The 20,092-nt window shown below is 68.4% G+C and carries 24 protein-coding genes; 8 read left to right on the forward strand and 16 right to left on the reverse strand.

From position 1 onward, the window contains the following. Nucleotides 1–2 precede the first annotated feature (2 nt). The 5 genes from ACWF82_RS11535 to ACWF82_RS11555 form a co-directional block, all read right to left on the reverse strand. Nucleotides 3–638 (reverse strand): DUF3558 domain-containing protein, encoded by a 636-nt coding sequence (locus ACWF82_RS11535; RefSeq protein WP_452500334.1) that lies wholly within the window; start codon nucleotides 636–638, stop codon nucleotides 3–5. Between the two features lie 7 nt (nucleotides 639–645). Next, nucleotides 646–1,002, reverse strand: coding sequence for a hypothetical protein (locus ACWF82_RS11540; RefSeq protein WP_452500336.1), 357 nt, complete (start codon nucleotides 1,000–1,002; stop codon nucleotides 646–648). Between the two features lie 429 nt (nucleotides 1,003–1,431). After that, nucleotides 1,432–1,701 (reverse strand): hypothetical protein, encoded by a 270-nt coding sequence (locus tag ACWF82_RS11545; RefSeq protein ID WP_452500338.1) that lies wholly within the window; start codon nucleotides 1,699–1,701, stop codon nucleotides 1,432–1,434. A 9-nt stretch (nucleotides 1,702–1,710) separates the two neighbouring features. Further along, on the reverse strand, nucleotides 1,711–1,932 hold the full coding sequence (locus ACWF82_RS11550; RefSeq protein ID WP_452500340.1) for a hypothetical protein: 222 nt from the start codon (nucleotides 1,930–1,932) through the stop codon (nucleotides 1,711–1,713). Nucleotides 1,933–2,070: 138 nt separating this feature from the next. Next, the gene (locus ACWF82_RS11555; RefSeq protein ID WP_452500342.1) at nucleotides 2,071–2,418 is read right to left on the reverse strand and encodes a DoxX family protein; all 348 of its coding nucleotides are present in this window, start codon (nucleotides 2,416–2,418) and stop codon (nucleotides 2,071–2,073) included. A gap of 93 nt (nucleotides 2,419–2,511) precedes the next feature. Between ACWF82_RS11555 and ACWF82_RS11560 the strand changes: the two genes are divergently transcribed. The 3 genes from ACWF82_RS11560 to ACWF82_RS11570 are packed head-to-tail and all read left to right on the forward strand — an operon-like array spanning nucleotide 2,512 to nucleotide 3,148. Next, on the forward strand, nucleotides 2,512–2,652 hold the full coding sequence (locus ACWF82_RS11560) for a hypothetical protein (protein ID WP_452500344.1): 141 nt from the start codon (nucleotides 2,512–2,514) through the stop codon (nucleotides 2,650–2,652). Nucleotides 2,653–2,711: 59 nt separating this feature from the next. Further along, on the forward strand, nucleotides 2,712–2,990 hold the full coding sequence (locus ACWF82_RS11565) for a type II toxin-antitoxin system Phd/YefM family antitoxin (protein WP_452500346.1): 279 nt from the start codon (nucleotides 2,712–2,714) through the stop codon (nucleotides 2,988–2,990). Then, a complete protein-coding gene (locus ACWF82_RS11570) occupies nucleotides 2,987–3,148 on the forward strand; it encodes a Txe/YoeB family addiction module toxin (RefSeq protein WP_452500348.1) in 162 nt (53 codons plus the stop codon). Before ACWF82_RS11565 ends, ACWF82_RS11570 begins: the two co-directional genes overlap by 4 nt. A gap of 53 nt (nucleotides 3,149–3,201) precedes the next feature. Here ACWF82_RS11570 and ACWF82_RS11575 read toward each other — a convergent pair whose 3' ends face one another. Both ACWF82_RS11575 and ACWF82_RS11580 read right to left on the reverse strand, forming a co-directional pair. Next, nucleotides 3,202–3,939: a phosphoglyceromutase gene (locus ACWF82_RS11575; protein ID WP_379029073.1), complete on the reverse strand. Its 738-nt coding sequence runs from the start codon at nucleotides 3,937–3,939 to the stop codon at nucleotides 3,202–3,204. Nucleotides 3,940–4,009: 70 nt separating this feature from the next. Next, nucleotides 4,010–4,900, reverse strand: a complete 891-nt coding sequence (locus ACWF82_RS11580) for an ROK family protein (protein WP_452500350.1) — start codon at nucleotides 4,898–4,900, stop codon at nucleotides 4,010–4,012. Between the two features lie 202 nt (nucleotides 4,901–5,102). Between ACWF82_RS11580 and ACWF82_RS11585 the strand changes: the two genes are divergently transcribed. Continuing rightward, the gene (locus ACWF82_RS11585) at nucleotides 5,103–6,278 is read left to right on the forward strand and encodes a lipase family protein (RefSeq protein WP_452500352.1); all 1,176 of its coding nucleotides are present in this window, start codon (nucleotides 5,103–5,105) and stop codon (nucleotides 6,276–6,278) included. A 39-nt stretch (nucleotides 6,279–6,317) separates the two neighbouring features. On the opposite strand, the gene ACWF82_RS11590 is transcribed toward ACWF82_RS11585, so the two are convergent. The 5 genes from ACWF82_RS11590 to ACWF82_RS11610 all read right to left on the reverse strand — a co-directional run bounded on the left by ACWF82_RS11590 (nucleotide 6,318) and on the right by ACWF82_RS11610 (nucleotide 11,695). Further along, a complete protein-coding gene (locus tag ACWF82_RS11590; RefSeq protein ID WP_189025463.1) occupies nucleotides 6,318–6,812 on the reverse strand; it encodes a type III secretion system chaperone family protein in 495 nt (164 codons plus the stop codon). Then, nucleotides 6,809–8,167: a D-inositol-3-phosphate glycosyltransferase gene (mshA, locus tag ACWF82_RS11595; RefSeq protein ID WP_452500384.1), complete on the reverse strand. Its 1,359-nt coding sequence runs from the start codon at nucleotides 8,165–8,167 to the stop codon at nucleotides 6,809–6,811. Before mshA ends, ACWF82_RS11590 begins: the two co-directional genes overlap by 4 nt. Nucleotides 8,168–8,306: 139 nt before the next feature. Continuing rightward, a complete protein-coding gene (locus ACWF82_RS11600) occupies nucleotides 8,307–9,287 on the reverse strand; it encodes an alpha/beta hydrolase (RefSeq protein ID WP_452500354.1) in 981 nt (326 codons plus the stop codon). A 455-nt stretch (nucleotides 9,288–9,742) separates the two neighbouring features. After that, nucleotides 9,743–10,753: an alpha/beta hydrolase gene (locus ACWF82_RS11605; RefSeq protein ID WP_452500356.1), complete on the reverse strand. Its 1,011-nt coding sequence runs from the start codon at nucleotides 10,751–10,753 to the stop codon at nucleotides 9,743–9,745. A gap of 117 nt (nucleotides 10,754–10,870) precedes the next feature. Continuing rightward, the gene (locus ACWF82_RS11610) at nucleotides 10,871–11,695 is read right to left on the reverse strand and encodes an alpha/beta fold hydrolase (protein ID WP_452500358.1); all 825 of its coding nucleotides are present in this window, start codon (nucleotides 11,693–11,695) and stop codon (nucleotides 10,871–10,873) included. An 81-nt stretch (nucleotides 11,696–11,776) separates the two neighbouring features. Here ACWF82_RS11610 and ACWF82_RS11615 point away from each other — a divergent pair, with 81 nt between their 5' ends. Together ACWF82_RS11615 and mscL are read left to right on the forward strand one after the other, a co-directional pair. Continuing rightward, nucleotides 11,777–12,511, forward strand: coding sequence for an SDR family NAD(P)-dependent oxidoreductase (locus ACWF82_RS11615; protein WP_452500360.1), 735 nt, complete (start codon nucleotides 11,777–11,779; stop codon nucleotides 12,509–12,511). Nucleotides 12,512–12,699: 188 nt separating this feature from the next. Further along, nucleotides 12,700–13,155 carry a large conductance mechanosensitive channel protein MscL gene (gene mscL / locus ACWF82_RS11620; RefSeq protein ID WP_452500362.1) on the forward strand — a complete coding sequence of 152 codons (456 nt, stop codon included), beginning with the start codon at nucleotides 12,700–12,702 and terminating at the stop codon, nucleotides 13,153–13,155. A 7-nt stretch (nucleotides 13,156–13,162) separates the two neighbouring features. On the opposite strand, the gene ACWF82_RS11625 is transcribed toward mscL, so the two are convergent. Together ACWF82_RS11625 and ACWF82_RS11630 are read right to left on the reverse strand one after the other, a co-directional pair. Next, the gene (locus tag ACWF82_RS11625; protein WP_452500363.1) at nucleotides 13,163–14,611 is read right to left on the reverse strand and encodes a DHA2 family efflux MFS transporter permease subunit; all 1,449 of its coding nucleotides are present in this window, start codon (nucleotides 14,609–14,611) and stop codon (nucleotides 13,163–13,165) included. Between the two features lie 5 nt (nucleotides 14,612–14,616). After that, the gene (locus ACWF82_RS11630) at nucleotides 14,617–15,219 is read right to left on the reverse strand and encodes an NADPH-dependent FMN reductase (protein WP_452500365.1); all 603 of its coding nucleotides are present in this window, start codon (nucleotides 15,217–15,219) and stop codon (nucleotides 14,617–14,619) included. A 178-nt stretch (nucleotides 15,220–15,397) separates the two neighbouring features. Here ACWF82_RS11630 and ACWF82_RS11635 point away from each other — a divergent pair, with 178 nt between their 5' ends. Continuing rightward, nucleotides 15,398–16,756: an MFS transporter gene (locus ACWF82_RS11635; protein ID WP_452500367.1), complete on the forward strand. Its 1,359-nt coding sequence runs from the start codon at nucleotides 15,398–15,400 to the stop codon at nucleotides 16,754–16,756. A gap of 99 nt (nucleotides 16,757–16,855) precedes the next feature. Here the strand turns inward: ACWF82_RS11635 and ACWF82_RS11640 are convergent, their stop codons facing one another. Continuing rightward, on the reverse strand, nucleotides 16,856–18,058 hold the full coding sequence (locus ACWF82_RS11640) for a L,D-transpeptidase (protein WP_452500386.1): 1,203 nt from the start codon (nucleotides 18,056–18,058) through the stop codon (nucleotides 16,856–16,858). 127 nt (nucleotides 18,059–18,185) lie between these two features. After that, nucleotides 18,186–19,304: a UDP-N-acetylmuramate dehydrogenase gene (locus tag ACWF82_RS11645; RefSeq protein WP_452500369.1), complete on the reverse strand. Its 1,119-nt coding sequence runs from the start codon at nucleotides 19,302–19,304 to the stop codon at nucleotides 18,186–18,188. Between the two features lie 121 nt (nucleotides 19,305–19,425). Here ACWF82_RS11645 and ACWF82_RS11650 point away from each other — a divergent pair, with 121 nt between their 5' ends. Beyond that, nucleotides 19,426–19,908, forward strand: coding sequence for a DUF2505 domain-containing protein (locus ACWF82_RS11650; protein WP_452500371.1), 483 nt, complete (start codon nucleotides 19,426–19,428; stop codon nucleotides 19,906–19,908). Nucleotides 19,909–20,092: the final 184 nt, after the last annotated feature.

Here is a 20,092-nt window from a genome sequence, read left to right on the forward strand (position 1 = left end):
GGTCAGTTCTCCTTACCGATGGATTTCTCTACTACCGAGGCGATTTCCATGATGTTGGCGCAGGGGTCGAGGTTCTGGCGTAGGCCCGAGCTCAGGATGCCGGTCCACAGCAGTACAACGCCGACCTTCGTCTCCATCTGCACATGGCACTCGTTGTCGCTCCCAGGCTCGCCCTTGCCGAACCCAGCTCTGCGACCGTTCACCGTCGCCGGCTCCAGCCAGCTGCCGTTCTTCTTCAGGTTCTCATCCCAGGTGATGTTTCCCGAGTCCAGCCCCAGCGACATGGTGTTGTCCGGATTGCGGAAAGTGCAGGTCAAAAACGTGTACTCCGCGACCAGGTCCGGCCCCCGCTTGCGCGACGCGGACTGAAAGCCCACCGACTCGATGTCGGCCGCGCCGATCCACGTACATGGATCGAAGACCACCTTCGGACGACCGGTCGATTGCGTGTGCTTGTTGTCTTGAGACGGCGGTTGCAGCTTCGAGTCCGTCAGCGTCGGACGCGCCGCCTGGGTCGTCGCCGATTCGGTCAGCGCCCCCGCTCCCGACGAGGTCGGAGCACCGGGAACCGTTGATGCCCCACAGGCTGTCACAGTCGAAGCCAGCAGGACACACCACGCGACTGTTCTTGATCTCATTTCGCTCCTACCGCGCGATCGCGCTAAATGCGGCAGCGCTGAGCTCGTCCGCCTCGCCGAGGATCCCCGCAGCCTGCAGGTATCCGTCTGCCATAGATCGTGCCGCCGATGCCATCTGCTCCAGAACTTGCCTTGCTGAATCCGCCTTGCTGGCAAAACCCCGCTGCAACTGTAGTGCGGAATCCAGCGACCCGAACCCGCTGATGGTCGTCAAATGCCTAGCCTCATCGACCCACTCATCACACATCACCGCGAACCGCAGATACGCCTGAGCCACTTCCCGAGCAGCATCCGGCTCCATCGTCAACTGCCCCGACGACGCCGCATTCCACAGCTGCGCCGCAGCATCCCCACCCACGCTCACCGAGGCCCCTCCCAGTCGATGTCTCCAGGCAGTCTAGCGCCAAACACTGCCCGCCTCACCCCAGCGGCCGAGGCCGTCGCGACCTGCGGTGCGACCAGCGAGACACTGCAACTCGAGGCCTCCCCGGCCTCCACCGACAGCTCAGATTGGCACCGAACCTAGGAGGATTAAACCGGCGACCAAGTCGGCCACCATGGCGGAATATTTCCCGGCGGGCACATCGGAATCCGGGGAGACTGACCGGGATCATGCAACCAGAACATCATGAACCATAGAAGCCCGAAGGAACCGATCAAGCAAACCCTATCCACCACCCGCTACCTCCGAGCGGTCCTGCCAGATAAGGATCATTGAGTTACCCTGATCTGGGTAACTCCCCCGCCATCACCCATCGCTTGATCCATTTCTCGCATCGCCTGTTCAATTCCCTCATGAAGTTGCGCCTGGGTGAGACGCGAAGTCCCACCACGCAGCATCATTGAGTTCGGCCATACGGGCAACATCAACAGAACTTACATTCGTCTTCATCTCATCGAAAATGAATGACTCTGCCTCATTAAAGCGCCTCTCGCTAGCAGCGTAGTCATCCAAGTTCATTTGTGTATCCGCGAGTTGATTCCACTTGTCGTACTCATTCTTCGCCGCGTCGATCGCCGTGTCGACCGACGCGCCGGTCACTGGGTCCTCGCGCACGCCCATTCGGCATCGTCAACTTTGGCGCGCACAGTACTGCGTTCGCTCTCGAGCCGCGATGCCCCCGCATCGGTCTCCGGCGGCATCCTTGGCTTTCCCAGACCATTGGATATCGGCGAAGTGCGTGTTCATGCGATGAAGCTGCGCCTCGTAATAGACACTGTCACCACGGATTTCACCTGCCCACACGCGCAGTTTGCTGATGTCCCACTTGTCGAGTTCGGTGCGGGTCGGCATCAGCGACCACCTCCGGACGTATCGAACGTCAGCTCAGAGAGTTCAGGTGCCAGCGCGGCTTCGAGGAGGCCGGGGGGCAGTCGTCGACCTCAAAGTCTGCGGCGGGAGCCGCGGACTCACGACCATCCGGCGGTGGCCCTAGGCAGCAGCGCCGAGGCCGAGTGCGACCGCGACCGGCAGCAGGTACATCAGCGGGAAGGCGACAGTCTTGTACGAACGCGCCCGCAGAACGGTCACCACCGCACCCGCGAAGTACAGGATCAGGCCGATGGCGGCCGCGATGCCGATGGCGGGAATCCACAGACCGACGATCAGGCCGATCGAACCGGCCGCCTTGGCGAGGCCCAGCGGCGTCCACCAGGTCTGCGGCACACCGTATTCCACCAGCGGGTCCACCACGAACGCCGCGCGGCGCAGCAGCGAGAAGGCCGAGAAGCCGACCCAGAGTGCGGCGATGACGGTGACGATGACATAGGCGGTGTTCATGGCGAGCCTCCTTCGGCAGCCGCGCTGTTCGCGGCGTCTATCGAGGTGACGACGCAGCCGCCGCAGGTGTGACATCGCAGGGAGGATAAACGCATGATCAACGTCGATCGGCGGTCTCGGCGCGCTGCGTTGCGTGATCTGCTCGAATCCTGGGACCGGGAGTTGGGGCCGATTTCAGACGAGGATGCCGCGCAAGCGCGCTCGGCGTTCGCTGAGCTGGACGCGGCTTCGTAGGCGAGACATCGCGTGACCAAGAGGGGAAGGATCTGTACAGAATCACGCACACTTGATTCATGCGCGCTATGCATGCCACCGAAGCCAGGGCCAACTTTGCGGCCGTCCTCGACGCGGCTACCGAGGACAACGACGAGGTGATCATCACCCGCAGCGGTAACAAGGAGCCCGCAGTGGTGATCTCGCTGCGCGAGTGGGAGGCCATGAAAGAGACGGCTTATCTGCTCTCCAACCCTGCCAATGCCGCATGGCTGGCGCGAGGGATCGCGCAGGCAGAGGCCGGTGCGGTGACAGCTCGTGAGCTGATAGACACCGACGAAGCCTCGGACGAGAAGTGAGCAGGAAACTCACCTTCACCGACACTGGGTGGTCCGAACCCCTGCGGCAGAACCTGACCGGGTGGTGGTCACGCAGGATCGACCACGAGCATCGGATCGTCTATCGCGCCGACGATACCGCCGTGACGGTCGTCGCGTGCCGAGGTCACTACGAGTAGATCCGAATCAGCCCCACCTCGGTGCACAGCGTGGGGCCGATTCGAACGAACGACTACTTGCCGCCCTGGCTGGCGACAGCGGCCGCGCCGGCGGCCGCGGCCTCCGGGTCCAGGTACTCGGCCGGCTTGACCGGGCGCAGGTTCTCGTCGAGTTCGTAGCGCAGCGGGATGCCGGTGGGGATGTTGAGGCTGGAGATGTCCTCGTCGGAGATGTTGTCGAGGTGCTTGACCAGCGCGCGCAGGGAGTTGCCGTGGGCGGCGACCAGGACGGTCTTGCCGGTGCGCAGCTCCTGGGAGATGGTGTTCTCCCAGTACGGGATCATGCGGGCGACGACGTCCTTGAGGCATTCGGTCTTGGGGACCTCGATGCCCGCGTAGCGCGGGTCGCCTTCCTGGCTGTACTCGTTGTCGTCGGCGATCGGCGGCGGCGGGGTGTCGTAGCTGCGACGCCACAGCATGAACTGGTCCTGGCCGTACTGCTCGCGGACCTGCTCCTTGTTCTTGCCCTGCAGGTCGCCGTAGTGGCGCTCGTTGAGGCGCCAGTCGCGGATGACCGGGATCCACAGCCGGTCGGCGGCGTCGAGCGCGTTGTTGGCGGTGCTGATCGCGCGACGCAGCAGCGAGGTGTAGACGATGTCGGGCAGAACGTCGTGCTCGGCGAGCAGCTCGCCTGCCCGCTTGCCCTCGGCGATGCCCTTGTCGGTCAGGTGCACATCCACCCAGCCGGTGAACAAGTTGAGGGCATTCCATTCGCTCTCGCCGTGGCGCAGTAGCACGAGGGTGTAGGTCATGGGGCCATTCTGGCATCAGGGCCTGGATCAGACCCACGCCACCTCGTCGAACCCGGCTTCGCGCACTCCGTCAGAGCGTCGCCTCCACCGCGAGTACTCCCGCGCCGACGAGGGTCGCGCCGTCGGCCAGGGTCGACAGCTCCACCGTGAGCTCGCGCAGGAATTCCAGCCGCGCGTGCCGGGCGACGGCGGCCCGCAACGGCTCCCACAGCGGTGCGCCCGAGTGCGCGAAGCCGCCGCTGATCACCACGCGGTCCACATCGAGCAGGGCTGCGGCGGAGGAGATCGCCTGTCCGAGTGCGGTTCCCGCGCGCGCCATGGCGGCGGTCGCCACCGGGTCGCCCTGGTGCGCCGCCGCGGCGAGCTCGGCGCCGGTCTCGCCGGTCCAGCCCCGCTCGCGCGCCCAGCGCACCGATGACATCCCACCGGCGACGGCCTCGACACACCCGAAGCCCCCGCAACTGCACGGCGTCTGGTCACCCGGCACGACGATGTGCCCGATGTGCCCGCCATTGCCGGTGCGCCCGGTCAGCACTCGCCCGTCGGCGACGATCCCGCCGCCGACCCCGGACGACACCGTCAGCGCCAGCCCGTTGTCCACCCCGCGCAGCCCGCCGACGCGATGTTCGGCCAGCACCAGGCACGCGCCGTCGATCGCGAACCGCACCGCAGCCCCGGGGAACAGCGCCCGCACGTGCGCGACGATCGCGAAGCCGTCGCGCCACCGCGGCAGGTTCAGCGGCCTGGTCACCCCGGCGGGCACGTCGACCGGGCCTGCCGAGCCGATGCCGACCGCGGTCACCGGTATGTCGCCCGCCACAGCGAGCAGGAGTTCACGGCAGACCGCCCACGGATCGTCGGCGTCGGTAGCTGCCCGGCGCACCTCGCGCAGCGCATAGTCCGGATCGACCAGTCCCGCAGCGAATTTGGTCGCTCCGATGTCGAGTGCCAGTGCCGTCATCGCTTTCCTGTCCCCCTGGTGTGTATCCACATCGCCGTCGCCGCACGACGAGGCGCTTCCCGGCCGGTCGATGTGAAAGATCACAGCATGTGGCACGCGACACTTTGACTACTGGTCGGTACATGTCGACCCGATTCGTTAGATACTTCAACGCGGGTCGGGTCTAGTCAGTTGGGCAGCACTACTCTGATGAAGGATAGCTGTGTCGAAAATCGTTGTACTGGTGTTGAGTCTGCTGTGTGTGGGCTTCCTCGCCGCGCCGGCGGGTGCGAACCCGTTGTATCCGACCCCGGATCCGGATCCGTTCTTCACAGCACCGAGTGACATCGGTGCGCTCGCGCCGGGCGATGTCGTGCGCACCCGGCGTATCGACACCATGCTCTACCCCGGTACCGAGGGCTGGCAAGTCGCCTTCCGCTCCACCAACTCCGCGGGCAACGCGATCATGGGCGTCACCACCGTGCTGATGCCGATCGGCGTGAAGAACCCGCCGCTGGTGTCCTACCAGGCGCTCATCAACTCGATCGGTACGCGCTGCAACCCGTCGCAGTCGCTGTTCAACGGCGAGCTGCAGGACGCGCCGGGCGCGATGCTGCCGATCGGGCGCGGCTGGGCGGTCTCGGTGCCCGACTACCTCGGCCCCACCGTCGCCTACGGTGCGGCGAAGATGAGCGGCATGGTCACCCTGGACAGCGTTCGGGCCGTTCAGAAGGTCGCCGAGCTCGGCCTCGGCACTTCGCCCGTCGCGCTGGCCGGGTACTCCGGTGGCGGCATGGCGACCGCCTGGGCCGGTGCGCTGCAGCCGACCTACGCGCCGGAGATGAAGCTCGCCGCGGTGGTCGCCGGTGGTATCCCCGCCGACCTCGAATTGATGGCCGACGCCCTCGGTTTCGCGCCGCACCCCGGCTTCGGCCTGGCCTTCGCGGCCGCCATGGGCATCGAGCGCGAGTACCCGGAGCAGGTGCCGGTCTCGGATTCGCTCAACGAGCAAGGCCTGTGGTTCCGTGAGTTCACCAAGGACGCGTGCCGCCGCTTCCTGCTCTTCCACGGTATCTTCCGCAACGCCGAGCAGATGGCCGCCTCCAAGGATCTGATGTCCAGCCAGGTCGCCCGCGGCGTCCTGCGGGAGAACAGCCTCGTCCACTTCACGGGGGCGCCCACCGCGCCCACCTACATCTGGCAGGGCAAGTACGACACCCTCACCCCGTACGGCCCGGTGGCCGAGTCGGTCGCCCACTTCTGCTCGCAGGGTGCGCCGATCCAGCTCGCCACGATCGAGATCTCCGAGCACATGACGGCGGCCGCCGCGGGCTTCGTCGACGCCTGGAACTACGTCGAGTCCCGCTTCCGCAACGAACCGGTCCCGACGAACTGCTGAGATGACACGGTGCTGGGCGACCCCTCGCCCAGCACCGGTTCAGACCTGGTCGGACTCGTCGATGAGGTGTTCGAAGGCGCGGAGGTTCTTGAGGGATTCGCCGCGGGCGACGCGCCATTTCCATTCCTTGCGAATGGATTCGGCGAAGCCGAGTTCGAGCAGCATGTTGAAGTCGGTGTCGACGGCTTCGAGGATCTGGCCGAAGACACGGTCGAGTTCGTCGGGGGTGACCGACTCGGCGGACATGCGGCCGACGAGGTAGATGTCGCCGACGTTGTCGAGGGTGTAGGAGACGCCGAAGAGGCGGCGGTTGCGGCGCAGCAGGTATTTGTAGACGCCTTCGAAGTTCTCGTCGGGCTTGCGGCAGACGAACGATTCGATGCGAACGCCGTGCTTGCCGACGGTCAGCATCACCGTGGTCTTGAGCTTGCGTTCGCCGGGCAGCACGACGATGAAGGTGTCGTCGCTGTGGCGGGTGTATTCGATCTCGCGATCGCGCAGTGTCTCGTCGATCACCTGCGATACGGCGCTCACCTGCGTACTCCCGTCCGGCGCCGCCACAGCGCCCGCGATCTGGCCTGGCTGGTCTCGCCCGCGTGCAGGGCGATCGGGCCGCGTTCGGCGCGGAATCCGGCCATCGCGGCAGCGTAACTGTCGAGCAGGCCGTCGGCGGTGTGCGCCCAGGAGAACCGGCTCGCGTGGTCGACGGCGGTGGCGCTCATCCGTGCCAGCCGGTCGGGGTCGTCGAGCAGGGCGGCGAGGGCGTCGGCCCAGTCGGGGGTGCGGTGTCCCGGAACCAGCAGACCGGATTCGCCGTGCCGGACGGCGGTGCCAAGTCCGCCCACGTCGGCGGCGAGCACCGGGGTGCCGCTGGCCTGCGCCTCGATGGCGACCAGTCCGAAGGATTCGTTGTAGCTGGGCACGGCGACGACGTCGGCCGCGCGATACACCTGGACGAGCCGGTCGGCGGGCTGCGGCGGCAGGAAGGTGACCTGCTCGGTGATGCCGAGGCCCGCGGCCAGCTCGATGAGCGCGTCGGGCCTGGCCAGGCCGCTGCCGGACGGTCCGCCGACGATCAGCACCCGCAGCTTGCGGCTGGGATCGCGGTGGATCAGCTCCGCGGCGGCGCGCACCAGCACGTCGGGCGCCTTGAGCGGCTGGATGCGCCCGACGAAGGCGACGACCTGCTCGTCGGGGCGGAGGCCGAGTTCGGCGCGGGCCGCGAGCTTGTCGCCGGGACGGTAGCGCGACAGGTCGGCGCCGGGCGGCACCACATCGATGCGATCGAGCGAGGCGCCGTACAGGTCGACGAGCTGACGGGCTTCGTCCCCGGTGTTGCCGACGAGCCGATCCGCCTCGGCGATCACCTGCTTCTCCCCGATCACCCTGGTCTCGGGTTCGGGAGCGTCGCCCTCGGCGAGCGCGGCGTTCTTCACCGCGGCCAGCGTGTGCGCGGTGTGCACCAGCGGCACTCGCCAGCGGTCGCGGGCCAGCCAGCCGACCTGGCCGGAGAGCCAGTAGTGCGAGTGCACGAGGTCATAGTGGCCGGGCAGGTGGCGCGCCTCCTGGCGCAGCACCTCGGCGGTGAACGGACACAGCTGGGTGGGCAGTTCGTTCTTGTCCAGACCCTCGAACGGTCCGGCGACGACGTGGCGGACCAGCACACCCGGCCCAGCCTCCGCCACCGGCGGCAGATCCGACGACGTAGCCCGGGTGAAGATCTCCACCTCGGTGCCGCGTTTGGCGAGCTCGAGCGCGGTCTGCAGCACGTAGACGTTCATGCCGCCCGCATCGCCGGTTCCGGGCTGCGCCAGCGGTGACGTATGCACCGACAGCACCGCGATGCGGTGGGGCAAGAGATCCGGACGACGCTGACTCACACCCTCCAGTGTGCACGCCGCGACGCCGCCACCGATATCCCTACCGGGATCGGTGACGGTCGTCACAGGATATTCGTGAGTGAGTTCACGCGGTGGCCGATACCGAGACTGCCCGATCTGCGCCGCCGCCGCGAGCGGTTTTTCGCCGTCACGTTCGCCGCGCCAGCGCCGCCTCGAAGACCGGCCACGACTTGTGCAGGTCCTGCTCCCAGTAGCCCCACGTGTGGGTGCCGTTGGGCCGCAGATCCACGGTCGCGGGGATGCCGAGCGACTGGAGCCGGTCGCGCAGCTGCTGGGTGCACAGGTTGGTGACGGCTTCCAGCGTGGCACCGAAGATCAGCTGGAGCGGGTCGGCCTGGGCGGCGATCGTGTCGTACGGACCGGGGATCCCGGTGCCGGAGGAGATGTAGACGTCGGTGCCGCGCAACGCCTCCGCGTGCAGATAGGGGTCGTTGGCCGACCACTCGGGATCGGTGGGCGGGCCCCACATATTGGCGGCGTTGCCGAGCCGGCTGCCGACCACCGTGCGCACGATCGCCTGTCCCCTGGCGTCGCTGGTGCGCACGCAGCCGCTGTAGGACCCGATCGCCCGGTACAGCCCCGGTGCGGCGAGCGCGAGCTGGAACACCGAGGTCCCCGCCATCGACAGTCCCGCGATGGCGTTGGCGCCGGTGCCGCCGAACGCGGCGTCGATCACCGGCGGCAGTTCCTTGGTGAGGAAGGTGGTCCAGCGCGGCTTGCCGAGCACGGGATCGTCGGCCCGCCAGTCGGCGAAGTAGCTGCCTGCCCCGCCGAAAGGGATCACCACATTGACCTGCTTGTCCCGGAAGAACTCGACCACATCGGTGCGATCGAGCCAGTTGCCGTCGCTGCCGCCACCGACTCCGTTGAGCAGATACAGCGTCGGCGCCGGCTTTTCCGGGTCGGCGGCACGCAGCACGCGCACCCGGGTGACGGTGTCCATCGACGGCGAGTACACCCCGACATCGATCGTGCGATCGGGCTCCGTCCGCTGATCCTCGATCCGCGCCTGTTCGGCCCCGACCGCGGGCGACGCCATCCCGACGCCGGCCAGCACGGCGAGCACAACCACAACGATCCGAGCGCCCACTGCCCGACCAAACATCATCGAACTCCGATCTCGACGCCGAACCCTTCTGCCGCGATCAAACGGCATTCCCGAACGCTACACACGGATTCGCGAAAACATTGTGACGATTACCAGAAGATTTTCCACCGTCCTGTGTGAACAAACTTCGTAGTTCTAGATCACAATCACAGTCGTATCACATCGGCGTTCGCGACGAGCAGATCAGCTGGTCATGGCGGCAGAGGAAGGGGGCTTTACCTGCGCGAATGCCTACCTCAGCTATCCTCGGATTACCCGTCGTCGCGTGCTCATAGCGAACACCAAACGGTCGGAATCGCCCTCGATTCCTCGCTGAAATAGCCCGCGGATAATGCGGTCCAACAGCGCTCGAGCCACGCCCGAAGATCACAATTAATCCGACCGGTCGCCGCGTATTGTCGCCGCCGTCACACTCCCGCACGCCGTCCGGCGACCGGATCGCGCCCGCTGTCAGCTCACCGCAACGCCTCGGCGAACAGCGGCCACGAGCGGTGCAGGTCGTCGTTCCAGTAGCCCCAGGAATGGGTTCCGTCCGGGCGCAGGTCGACGGTGGCCGGGATGCCCAATTCGCCGAGGCGGACGGCCAGTTGCCTGGTGCACAGTCCGGTGACGGCGTCGAGCGCGCCACCGACGAGGAGCTGGTCGAGCAGTTTCGCGGTATCGCCGCCGATGCCGGGGCCTTCGATGGTGTCCAGCGGGCCGGGCAGGCCGGTGCCGGAGGCCACGTAGATGGCCAGGCCGCGGAGGCGGTCGGCGTGCAGGAAGGGGTCGTTGGCGGCCCAGAGCGGGTCGCCGGGTTGTCCCCACATGTTCACAGGGTCGCCGTTCTGGCCGGAGACGACCGTGTTGACGATGGCATGACCCTGGGGACCGCTGGTCGCGGCGCAGCCGCTGTAGCTGCCGACGGCGCGGTAGAGCTGCGGCGCGGCGAGCGCGAGCTGGAAGGCGGCGGTGCCGGCCATGGAGACGCCCGCGACGGCGTTGGCGCCGGTGCCGTGGAATTCGGTGTCGATCAGGCGGGGCAGTTCGCGGGTGAGGAAGGTTGTCCAGCGCTGGCGGCCGAGGACCGGGTCGTCGGCGCGCCAGTCCGCGTAGTAGCTGCCCGCGCCGCCGATCGGCATCACCACGGTGACCTGTTTGTCCGCGAAGAACCGCGCGGCGTCGGTGCGGGTCAGCCAGTTTCCGCCGTCGCGCCAGTCGCCGGTCGTGCTGCCGCCGTCGACACCGTTGAGCAGGTAGAGGACCGGCGCGGCCGCCGCGCGATCGGCCGCGGGCAGGACCGCGACGTGCACCGATCGGCCCATCGCCGCCGAATGCACGACCAGGTCGACGACCCGCCCCTGCCCCGGCGTCACCGAGACCAGCCGGGCGGTGTCGCGCGGGTCGGGCGGCGCCGCGCCCGCCACCGCTTGCGCACCGACGAGGCACGCCGCCAGAAGAAGCCAACACCGCGCCACGACGCCCATGCGCCACCTCCATGCCCGGCCGGAAGAAAGACCGTGCGATAGAGGGTAGGCATCACGCCGCGAACCCACCCCGGTTTCTGAAACATCGATGATTCACAGAAACCGAGGGGTGAAACTTCAGCCCAGCGCGTCGATGAACGCGCTGACCTCGGCGAAGAAGCGCGGCCGATCCTCGATGAACAGCCCGTGCTGCGCGCCCTCCCACAGCGAAATGCGGGCGTCAGGGGCATTGTCGGCGATGTACCGGCCATTGGCGGCGGGCACGACCGGATCCTCGGTGCCGTGCAGCACCAGGACCGGGATGTCGAGCGCGCGCAGGGTCTCGGTGTTGTCGATGGTCCGGTAGAACAGCGCCTTGCGCACCGACGGCGTGGTGGCCAGGCTCGTGCCGAACAGGCGCTGAGCATCGACACCCTTGTCCTCGCCGGGACCGGTGTTGGCATTGCCGAACACGGAGAATCCGCGCACCGCCCGACCGGCGGCCTCGTCGAAGACGCCGGGAATCGCCTTCTCCATGGCCGGGCCGGGCGCCGCACCCGGCACGTTCGGGCCGATATTGGCTGGCGCGCCGCAGTAGATGGCGGCCGCGACGGCCGAGCTACCGTGCGTGGCCAGATAGTCGGTGGCCACGATGCCGCCGTAGGACCAGCCGAGCAGCACCGCCCCCGACTCGATGCCCTCGGCCGCCAGCACCGCGGCGACATCGGCGCCCCACGCCTTCGGATCGTCGTAGCCGGCGCCGGGATCGTCGGAGTAGCCGTGCCCGCGCAGGTCGACGGCGAGCACGCGATACCGCTGTGCCAGATCGTCGGCCGCCGCACCCCAGCAACGCAGATTGCCCGCCCAGCCGTGCAGCAGCACCAGGGGCCTTCCGGTCTCCGGGCCGCTCACCCGGTAGACGATCCTGGTTCCATCGGCACTGACAGCATCGCGAATAGCCATGCCGACAGGCTAACGCCGGTCCACATCACGGTGATCCGAGCCATGGCGACAGCGAATCCGCGGCGAATAGGATCACTACCCATGAGCACTCGCACCGCCGTCGTCACCGGAGCCAGCTCGGGAATCGGTGAGGCCACCGCCCGGGAACTCGCGAAGCAGGGGTACCACGTCTACGTGGGCGCCCGGCGGTTCGACCGGGTGCGGCGGCTGGCCGAGGAGATCGGCGGCACCGCCGTCGAACTCGACGTCACCGCCGAGGAGTCGGTGCGCGCTTTCACCGACGCGATCGACCGGGTCGACGTGCTGGTCAACAACGCGGGCGGCGCCAAGGGCCTGGCCTCGGTCGCCGAGGCCGACCTCGACGACTGGCGCTGGATGTGGGAGACCAACGTCCTCGGCACCCTGCGCCTGACCAAGGCGTTGCTGCCGAAGCTGATCGCCTCCGGCGACGGCCTGATCGTCACCATCACCTCGATCGCCGCCTTCCACGCCTACCCGAACGGCTCGGGCTACACCTCCGCCAAGCACGCCCAGGCCGTGCTGCACCGCACCCTGCGCGACGAGCTGCTCGGTCAGCCGGTCCGCCTGACCGAGATCGCGCCTGGCGCGGTGGAGACCGAGTTCTCGCTGGTCCGCTTCGACGGCGACACCGAACGCGCCGCCAAGGTCTACGAGGGCATCGACCCGCTCTACGCCCAGGACATCGCCGAGATCGTCGGCTTCGTCGCCAACCGGCCGCCGCACGTGAACCTCGACACGATCGTCGTCAAGCCCCGTGACCAGGCAGGGCCAGGCAGCTTCGCGCGACGCTCCTGACCTGCGGCGTTCAATCCCCGGACCGGGCAACCGAATCCGGGGTCCCGCGCTGTCCGAGTGGCGGAGCACGCCTCGGGCACCGATACTGCGCAGGGCCGACCATGACATAGCTGTGAATTCGCTACCCGCTGGCACGGCCGATAACATCACCACGTTTGCCGATAGCCAGTCCTAGGAGTGCTTCACCGATGCGCAGTATCAAGTCCGTGTTCGACGGGTTCAAAGACTTCCTGATGCGCGGGAACGTCATCGACCTCGCGGTCGCGGTGGTCATGGGCACCGCGTTCACCGCCGTGGTCACCTCGTTCACCAAGGGGCTCGTCAACCCGCTGCTCGCGGTGTTCGGCTCGACCAACGAGCTGGGTCTGGGCGTCCAGCTGATCGCGAGCAAGCCGGCGACCTTCATCGCGCTCGGCCCGATCATCACCGCGTTCATCGACTTCTTCATGGTCGCCGCGGTCCTGTACTTCGTGCTGATGCTGCCGATGAAGTCGCTGAAGAACAAGTTCGGCACCACCAAGGCCGCCGAGCCCACCGAGACCGAGCTGCTCATCGAGATCCGCGACCTGCTGGCCAAGCAGCAGGGGCTGAGCACCGAGCAGGCCGACTCGCTGAGCAAGGAACGCGCCAGCGAGTCGGCCTGACCAGTACTCACACCGCAGCGGTTTGCCGCCGCGGCAGCATCAGCGCGGGAATCATCGCCAGCGCGATCATGACCGGGGCGATCCAGTAGGTGTGCTGGAAGGCCTCGGCCAGCGCCGGGGCCAGGTCCGCGCGCTGCGCCGGGTCCATGGCGTGCAGGGCCTGGAGCCCGCCGGTCACCGGGAGCAGTGCGCCCAGCGTCACCGAGGCCACCGCGGTGCCGATCGCCATCGCCGTGGTGCTGATCATGTTCAGCACCGTCGACCCGGCAGGCTGCTGCGCCCGGTTCAGCGGCCTCGTCGCGGTGGTGATCACCGGCATCATCGTGCCGCCGCCACCCGCGCCCATCAGCAGCATGGTCGCGCCGAGCGCCCAGTACGGCGCGTCCGCGTCGAGCTGAAGCACGAACAGCGCGAAACCGGTGAGCGCCACCGTGATCGACACCGGCAGATAGCGGCCGGGCGGAATCCGGTCGATCAACCGGCCGGCCACCTGCATTGTCGCGCCCGACGCCAGCGCGAACGGAATGCCGAGAGCGCCTGCCACCAGGGCGGATTCACCGCGCACCACCTGGAAGTACAACGGCAGCAACAGCATCGAGCCGAAGTAGCCGCTCGCGAACAGGGCAAGCAGCGCGGCGGAGATGCCGGTCGTGCGATTGCCGAGCACGCGTAGATCCAGCAGCGGAACCGGGACGCTCAGCGACCGCAGCACGAAGGCGACGATCAGCCCGGCGCCAGCCAGCAGCGGCACCAGCACCGACGGTGTCGCGAAGCCGGCACTCTCCCCCGCCGCCGTCACGCCGTAGATCACCAGCGCGAGACCGGGCGACATGAGCAGCAGGCCGACGACATCGAGCGGACGCGGCGGCTCGGGCACGTCATCGGGCACCACCCGGGCGGCCAGCACCAGGACCAGCGCGCCCAGCGGCAGGTTCAGGAAGAACATCCACCGCCACGACACCTCGTCGATGAGATAGCCACCGATCACCGGTCCCAGCAGCGGACCGACCAGGATCGCCAAGCCCAGGGTGCTCATCAACCGGCCCAGCCGCTCCGGGCCCGCCGCGCGCAGCAGGATGGTCATGGCGACCGGCATCAGCAGGCCACCGCTCGCGCCCTGCACCACCCGGAAGGCGATGAGCGACTCGATGTTCCAGGCCAGGCCCGCCAGGACCGAGCCGAAGACGAAGGCCGTGACCGCCGTCAGATACAGCCGTTTGGCGCCGAAGCGGCCGACCAGCCAGGCCGAGGTCGGGACCACGGCGCCCAGCGCCAGCGAGTAACCGGTGGCCACCCACTGGATCGTGCTCAGTCCCGCGTCGAACTCGGCGGAGAGTTTGTTGATGGCGACGTTCACGATCGTCTGATCGAGGGTCGCCATGATCATGCCGACCACCAGCACCAGCGCGATGCGCATCGGGTTACGGGTTGGGGCTGTCGTCGTTGTGGTGAGCACGGCGGTCACTTCCCGTACGGGCGGACGGCGCGGGCGGTGCGCAGGGCCTGGCCCCACCAGGTCAGCTGGTCGAGCAGAGCCGCGGCGGCGGTGTCGGCGCCCGCCACGTCGATCAGGTCGCCTGCGTCGTCGAACCGGCCCCACGGGTTGGGGAAGGCGACCGAGTCGCGCACCGTGACCGCGTGCAGTTCGGCGAACACCGGGCGCAGATGTTCCACGGCGCGCAGGCCGCCGGAGATGCCGCCGTAGGAGACGAAGCCGACCGGTTTGGCCTGCCACTCGGTGTGGTGGGTGTCGATCAGGTTCTTCAGGGTTCCGGGGTAGCTGTGGTTGTACTCCGGTGTCACCACGACGAAGGCGTCCGCGTGGGAGAGTTTCGCGGTGGCCTCGGCCACGGACGGGTGCTCGGTGGCGGCGCCGAAGCTCGGCGGCAGTTCGACCTGGCCCGCGTCGACGACGTCGACCTCCATGGTGTCGCGCAGCCGCGCCTGCCGGACGAACCAGTCGGCGACGGTCGGGCCGAAGCGCCCCTGCCTGGTGCTGCCGATGACGACGGCCATCCGCAGCGGGCGGATCGCGGTCCTGGCGTGCTCAACCGTGGCGCTCATAAGTTCCTCCAGCTCGGTGGCGGCCACTCGGCCGCCGCTGCGCACAACGGTGCTACCTCAACCTTCCTTCAGGTCAAGCGGAAGCGATTCACCCCTTGACCGGAATACCCCCCAAGGGTATATAGTTGCATCTATACGCAGATAAGAGACCATGCATTACCCAGGAGGGTCGACCATCATGACCACCTCACTGTTCGCCAACCGGGACTATCGCCTGCTGTTCACCGCGCAGGTCGCCGCCCTGTTCGGCACCGGTCTCACCACCGTCGCCCTCGGCCTGCTCGCCTACGAGCTGGCGGGCGGGAACGCCGCGATCGTGCTCGGCACCGCGCTGACGTTGAAGATGATCGCCTACGTCATCGTGGCGCCGATCGCGGGCGCGTACGCGGGCCGACTCCCCCGCAGGCAATTCCTGATGGCGCTCAACGGCATTCGCGGCGCGATCGTGCTCGCCCTGCCGTTCGTCGACCAGATCTGGCAGATCTACGTGCTGATCACCCTGCTCCAGATCGCCTCGGCCGCCTACACCCCCACCTACCAGGCCGTCCTGCCCGACATCCTGCCCGACGAGCGCAATTACACGAAGGCACTCTCGGCCGCCCAGCTGGCCGCGACCATGGAAACCCTGCTCAGCCCGATGCTGGCCGCGCTGGCGCTCAGCGTGATCAGCTTCCACTGGCTGTTCGTCGGCACCGGTATCGGCTTCCTGATCTCGATCGCCCTGGTCATGGCCGCGAGCATCCCCGACGCGGTGGTGGGCGACGGCGCGATCGGCCAGCGCCTCGCCGCCGGGCTGCGCCTGTTCGCGGCCACCCCGCGGCTACGCGGACTGCTCGGGCTGAACCTGGTGGTCGCGGCGGCGGGCTCGGTGGTCATGGTCAACACCGTGAACTACGCCCGCGACGTGCTCGGCGGCGACCAGTCCGGCGTCGCGCTGCTGCTGGCTGCCAATGGCTTCGGCACGATGCTCGTCGCCCTGACGCTGCCCAAGATCCTGGACCGGCGCGGCGAACGTCCGGTGATGCTCACCGGCGCGGCCGTCCTCGTCACCGGCCTGGCCGCCGCGATCACCCTGTCGACCGCGAGCATCGGGGACTGGAGCTGGGCCGCCGCCCTGGCCACCTGGGCCGTCATCGGCGCGGGCACCGGCCTGGTCCTCACCCCCACCGGCCGCGTCCTGCGCCGCTCGGCCCGCGCCGAGGACCGCCCCGCCCTCTTCGCCGCCCAGTTCTCGCTCTCACACCTGGCCTGGCTGATCACCTACCCGATCACGGGCTGGCTGGCCACCACCGCGGGCTTCACCACCACCTGGATCACTCTGGCCGTCATCGCCGCCCTCGGCGTCGCCACGGCGGTCCGCCTGTGGCCACGCCAGGATCCCACCGAGATCACCCACATCCACGAGATCGGCACCGTCGACCCGGCGATCCTCACCGATGCGATCCAGGTAGGCCCACGCCATTACCAGCACACCCACTCCTACGTCATCGACCGAAACCACCCCCGCTGGCCAAGCCGAACCCCGGCCCTGGTCTGACGAGCATCGCCGCGAAACCGCGCACCCCACACGCGTGCAGCGTGCGGGGTGCGCCGGTATCCGGACGATGGCTTGTGCGCGTAGCTCGGTCCACCAGCTCTAGCGCGGACCGGCCGCCGATCCACCCGGCGCGGAATCCGCGGACAACGCCGACATGGACTGCCAGGTCGGCCAGTCGATGGCCCAGTCGTAGATGTCGCCGTCGGCCTGGGAGAGCTCGATGGAGGTGCCGGTGACCTCGACCGGGTCGCCGTACAGGGCGGTCGGGAAGTAGGCCTGGGCGTCCGCGGGCGAGAGGTTGATGCAGCCGTTGGTGACGTTGGACGAACCCTGGGCGGACAGGGATTCGGGGTTGGCGTGGATGAACTCGCCGTTGTTGGAGATCCGCACGGCCCAGCGCTCGCGAACATTGGTGTAGTACGGCGGATTCGACATCATGAAGTCCTCGTACTTCTCGGTGACCACGTGGGTGCCCGAGCGGGTGACATTGCGCGGCTCGTTGCCCTCGCCGTAGGAGACGGCGAAGTCGAAGACGGTGACGCCGTCGCGGACCACCTGCATGCGGTGGCTCGGGGCGTTGGCGATCACGATCTGGCTGCGGCCGACGGTGAAGTCGGAGGTGAGGTCGGCGTCGCCGTAGGCGCCGCCGCCGAAGTCGACGCCGTAGAGCTTGGCCGCCACGTGCACGGTGGTGCCGGAGGTCCAATACCCCTTAGGACGCCAGTGCACCCGGGAACCGCCGTCGTCGGGCAGCCACGCCCACGAGCCCTCGGTGCCGGGATCGGTGGTGACGGTGAGCGCCTTCTCCACGGCCGCCTTGTTCGTCACCGGGCCGGTGAACTTCAGGACGATCGGGGCGGCGATGCCGACTTCCTGGCCGTCGCCGATATTGATCGTGGCCGGGATCGTCGAGGTGGGGCTGACGGTGGTGAAAGTGCCGTCGATCGGGACCGGCTTGCCGTCGGTGCCGATCGCGGTGCCGGTCCAGGTGTAGGTGGCGTTGTAGCCGAGCGGCTCGGTGATCTGGTACGTCGCGCGATCGGGGCTGAGCCTGCCTTCGACCTGCTTGCCGCTGGCATTGGTGAGCGCGATCTGGTCGATCCGGCCGTCGGCGACGGTGACCGATACGGGCGCGACGGGGTCGACGTCGGTCGCTCCGGCCGATGGCGTGGCGGCGACCCGCGCGACCGGTCCCGCGGTCGCCGCGTCCCCGCCGGGGCGGTCGATCGCGCATCCGGTCAGCACGACGAGCACGGCCAGCAAGATCACCGCAACCAGCGACCGACCACGTCGAACGCCCATGCCACGGCCATCGGCGGCCCTTGTTCCGCGCACACGCTGAACTGCCGTCCCGTGCGCACGCAACGAGGCGGTTACCGAAGGTTTGCTCACGGAATCGAATGTACGCCGAGCTACCGACCTGCCCGGCTCACAGGGTGAGGCCGACCGGCACCGGCTCCGGTTCCAGCGTCACCCCGAAACGTTCCTGGACGCCCGCGCGCACCGTGCGGGCCAGCTCGACGATGTCGGCCGCGCGCGCGGTGCCGCGGTTGGTCAGCGCGAGCGTGTGCTTGGTCGACAACCGCGCCGCAGCCTGCTCGCCAGGGAAACCCTTCGCGAACCCGGCCCGCTCGATCAGCCAGCCCGCCGAGAGCTTCGTGCCGTCGGGCGCGGGGTAGGTCGGCACCGGCACGTCGCCGAGGTGCGCGGTGATCGCCGCCAGCACCTGCGGCAGCCGATCCGCGCCGACGACCGGGTTGGTGAAGAACGAGCCCGCGCTCCAGGTGTCGTGATCGGCCGGATCGAGGACCATGCCCTTGCCCGCCCGCAGCCGCAGCACTTCCGCGCGGACGTCGGCGGCCGGGCGGGTCTCGCCGTCGCCCGCGCCGAACGCCTTGGCCAGCTCGCCGTAGCGCAGCGGCGCGCTCCTGCCCGACGGATCGAGCGCGAACTCGACCGCGAGCACCACCGCGTCGTCGCTGTGCTTGAGCACGCTGGTCCGGTATCCGAAGCCGAGCGCGGCCGGTTCGACCCAGCGCACCTCGCCGGTCTCGCGGTCGAGCAGCCGCACCTGCCGCAGCAGCGTAGCCACCTCGACGCCGTACGCGCCGACGTTCTGCACCGGCGTCGCACCGGCCGAGCCGGGGATACCGGACAGGCACTCCAGCCCACCCAGTCCGGCCGCGACGGTCGCCGCGACGACCTCGTCCCAGTTGGCCCCCGCCTCGGCGACGACGCTGTCGGCACCGATCCGCACTCCGGTGTTCGCCACCCGGACCACGACACCGTCGAAGCCCGCGTCGTCGATGAGCAGGTTCGATCCACCGGCGAGCAGCAGCACCCGGACACCGGCCGCGTCCAGCGTCCGTACCGCGGCGATCAGCGCGTCGGTCGTACCGCATTCGGCGACCAGCGCGGGCCCACCGACCCGCAAGGTCGTCAGTTCGGACAGCTGCACCGATTCGCGCACCACCGCGCCGGTATCGGCGAGGAGGTCACGCACCCGCGCCGCGCTTCCGGTGGATTCCTTGTTGATCGCCGCGTTCACATGCCGATCATGGACCACATCGCGGCCGCAGGTCCATTCCCCCACGCACCGGCACCGGTGAGTCGCCGATCCCGCGCCCTAGCAGGGCGAGCACCGATGGACACCCGGTAGCGTGTCGCGCATGGCTACACCTCTGGCGTTCACGGCTCGCTACACCTATTCGGTCGAGGCCGTGCGCGCGGCGTTCTCCGACGAGCAGTACTGGAAGGCTCGTCTCGAAGAGGTCGGCGGCCCCGGCGCCCGGCTCGATTCCTTCTCCAGCGACGGCACCACGGTCAGGGCCCAGCTGGTCCAGTCCATCCCCGCCGACCAGCTCCCGCCGGCCATCACCGCGGTCCGCCCCGGTGACCTGGTGATTCCCCGCACCGAGACCTACAGCGGCACCTCCGGCACCGTCGAGGCCCACGTCGACGGCGCACCGGCCAAGGTGAACGCCACCGTCACCCTCACCGCCGACGGCACCGGCTCGACCGCCACCGTCACCGGCACCATCGAGGTGAAGATCCCGCTGTTCGGCGGCAAGATCGAGGCCGCGATCTCCGAGCACCTGCTCGAACTGCTCAACAACGAGGCAGCCTTCACCGAACAGTGGCTGGCCCGCTAGCCGCACCTGAGCACAAACGCGGCTTCCGCCGCTCCCGGCCACGCACGCCCCGACCCCGAGGAGGGGCAGGCCGACGCAGTCGGCCGTCGGCGGCCGTCCCGCCGGTCAGGCGCCGTTGCGTACGCGACGAAGGAGCAAGCAACGGTGCCTGACCGGCGGGACACAAGGGGCCGCGACCTCGAGC

The sequence above is a fragment of the Nocardia sp. NPDC055053 genome (assembly GCF_053608285.1).

What these genes read in the sequence shown, in the direction of transcription:
- ACWF82_RS11640 (WP_452500386.1), bottom strand. Translation starts at nt 18,058, where the DNA reads ATGGGCGTTCGACGTGGTCGGTCGCTGGTTGCGGTGATCTTGCTGGCC.
- ACWF82_RS11610 (WP_452500358.1), bottom strand. Translation starts at nt 11,695, where the DNA reads ATGGCTATTCGCGATGCTGTCAGTGCCGATGGAACCAGGATCGTCTAC.
- ACWF82_RS11550 (WP_452500340.1), bottom strand. Translation starts at nt 1,932, where the DNA reads ATGCCGACCCGCACCGAACTCGACAAGTGGGACATCAGCAAACTGCGC.
- ACWF82_RS11535 (WP_452500334.1), bottom strand. Translation starts at nt 638, where the DNA reads ATGAGATCAAGAACAGTCGCGTGGTGTGTCCTGCTGGCTTCGACTGTG.
- ACWF82_RS11635 (WP_452500367.1), top strand. Translation starts at nt 15,398, where the DNA reads ATGACCACCTCACTGTTCGCCAACCGGGACTATCGCCTGCTGTTCACC.
- ACWF82_RS11555 (WP_452500342.1), bottom strand. Translation starts at nt 2,418, where the DNA reads ATGAACACCGCCTATGTCATCGTCACCGTCATCGCCGCACTCTGGGTC.
- ACWF82_RS11605 (WP_452500356.1), bottom strand. Translation starts at nt 10,753, where the DNA reads ATGGGCGTCGTGGCGCGGTGTTGGCTTCTTCTGGCGGCGTGCCTCGTC.
- ACWF82_RS11565 (WP_452500346.1), top strand. Translation starts at nt 2,712, where the DNA reads ATGCGCGCTATGCATGCCACCGAAGCCAGGGCCAACTTTGCGGCCGTC.
- ACWF82_RS11650 (WP_452500371.1), top strand. Translation starts at nt 19,426, where the DNA reads ATGGCTACACCTCTGGCGTTCACGGCTCGCTACACCTATTCGGTCGAG.
- ACWF82_RS11580 (WP_452500350.1), bottom strand. Translation starts at nt 4,900, where the DNA reads ATGACGGCACTGGCACTCGACATCGGAGCGACCAAATTCGCTGCGGGA.
- ACWF82_RS11575 (WP_379029073.1), bottom strand. Translation starts at nt 3,939, where the DNA reads ATGACCTACACCCTCGTGCTACTGCGCCACGGCGAGAGCGAATGGAAT.
- ACWF82_RS11630 (WP_452500365.1), bottom strand. Translation starts at nt 15,219, where the DNA reads ATGAGCGCCACGGTTGAGCACGCCAGGACCGCGATCCGCCCGCTGCGG.
- ACWF82_RS11545 (WP_452500338.1), bottom strand. Translation starts at nt 1,701, where the DNA reads ATGGGCGTGCGCGAGGACCCAGTGACCGGCGCGTCGGTCGACACGGCG.
- ACWF82_RS11600 (WP_452500354.1), bottom strand. Translation starts at nt 9,287, where the DNA reads ATGATGTTTGGTCGGGCAGTGGGCGCTCGGATCGTTGTGGTTGTGCTC.
- mscL (WP_452500362.1), top strand. Translation starts at nt 12,700, where the DNA reads ATGCGCAGTATCAAGTCCGTGTTCGACGGGTTCAAAGACTTCCTGATG.
- ACWF82_RS11560 (WP_452500344.1), top strand. Translation starts at nt 2,512, where the DNA reads ATGATCAACGTCGATCGGCGGTCTCGGCGCGCTGCGTTGCGTGATCTG.
- ACWF82_RS11615 (WP_452500360.1), top strand. Translation starts at nt 11,777, where the DNA reads ATGAGCACTCGCACCGCCGTCGTCACCGGAGCCAGCTCGGGAATCGGT.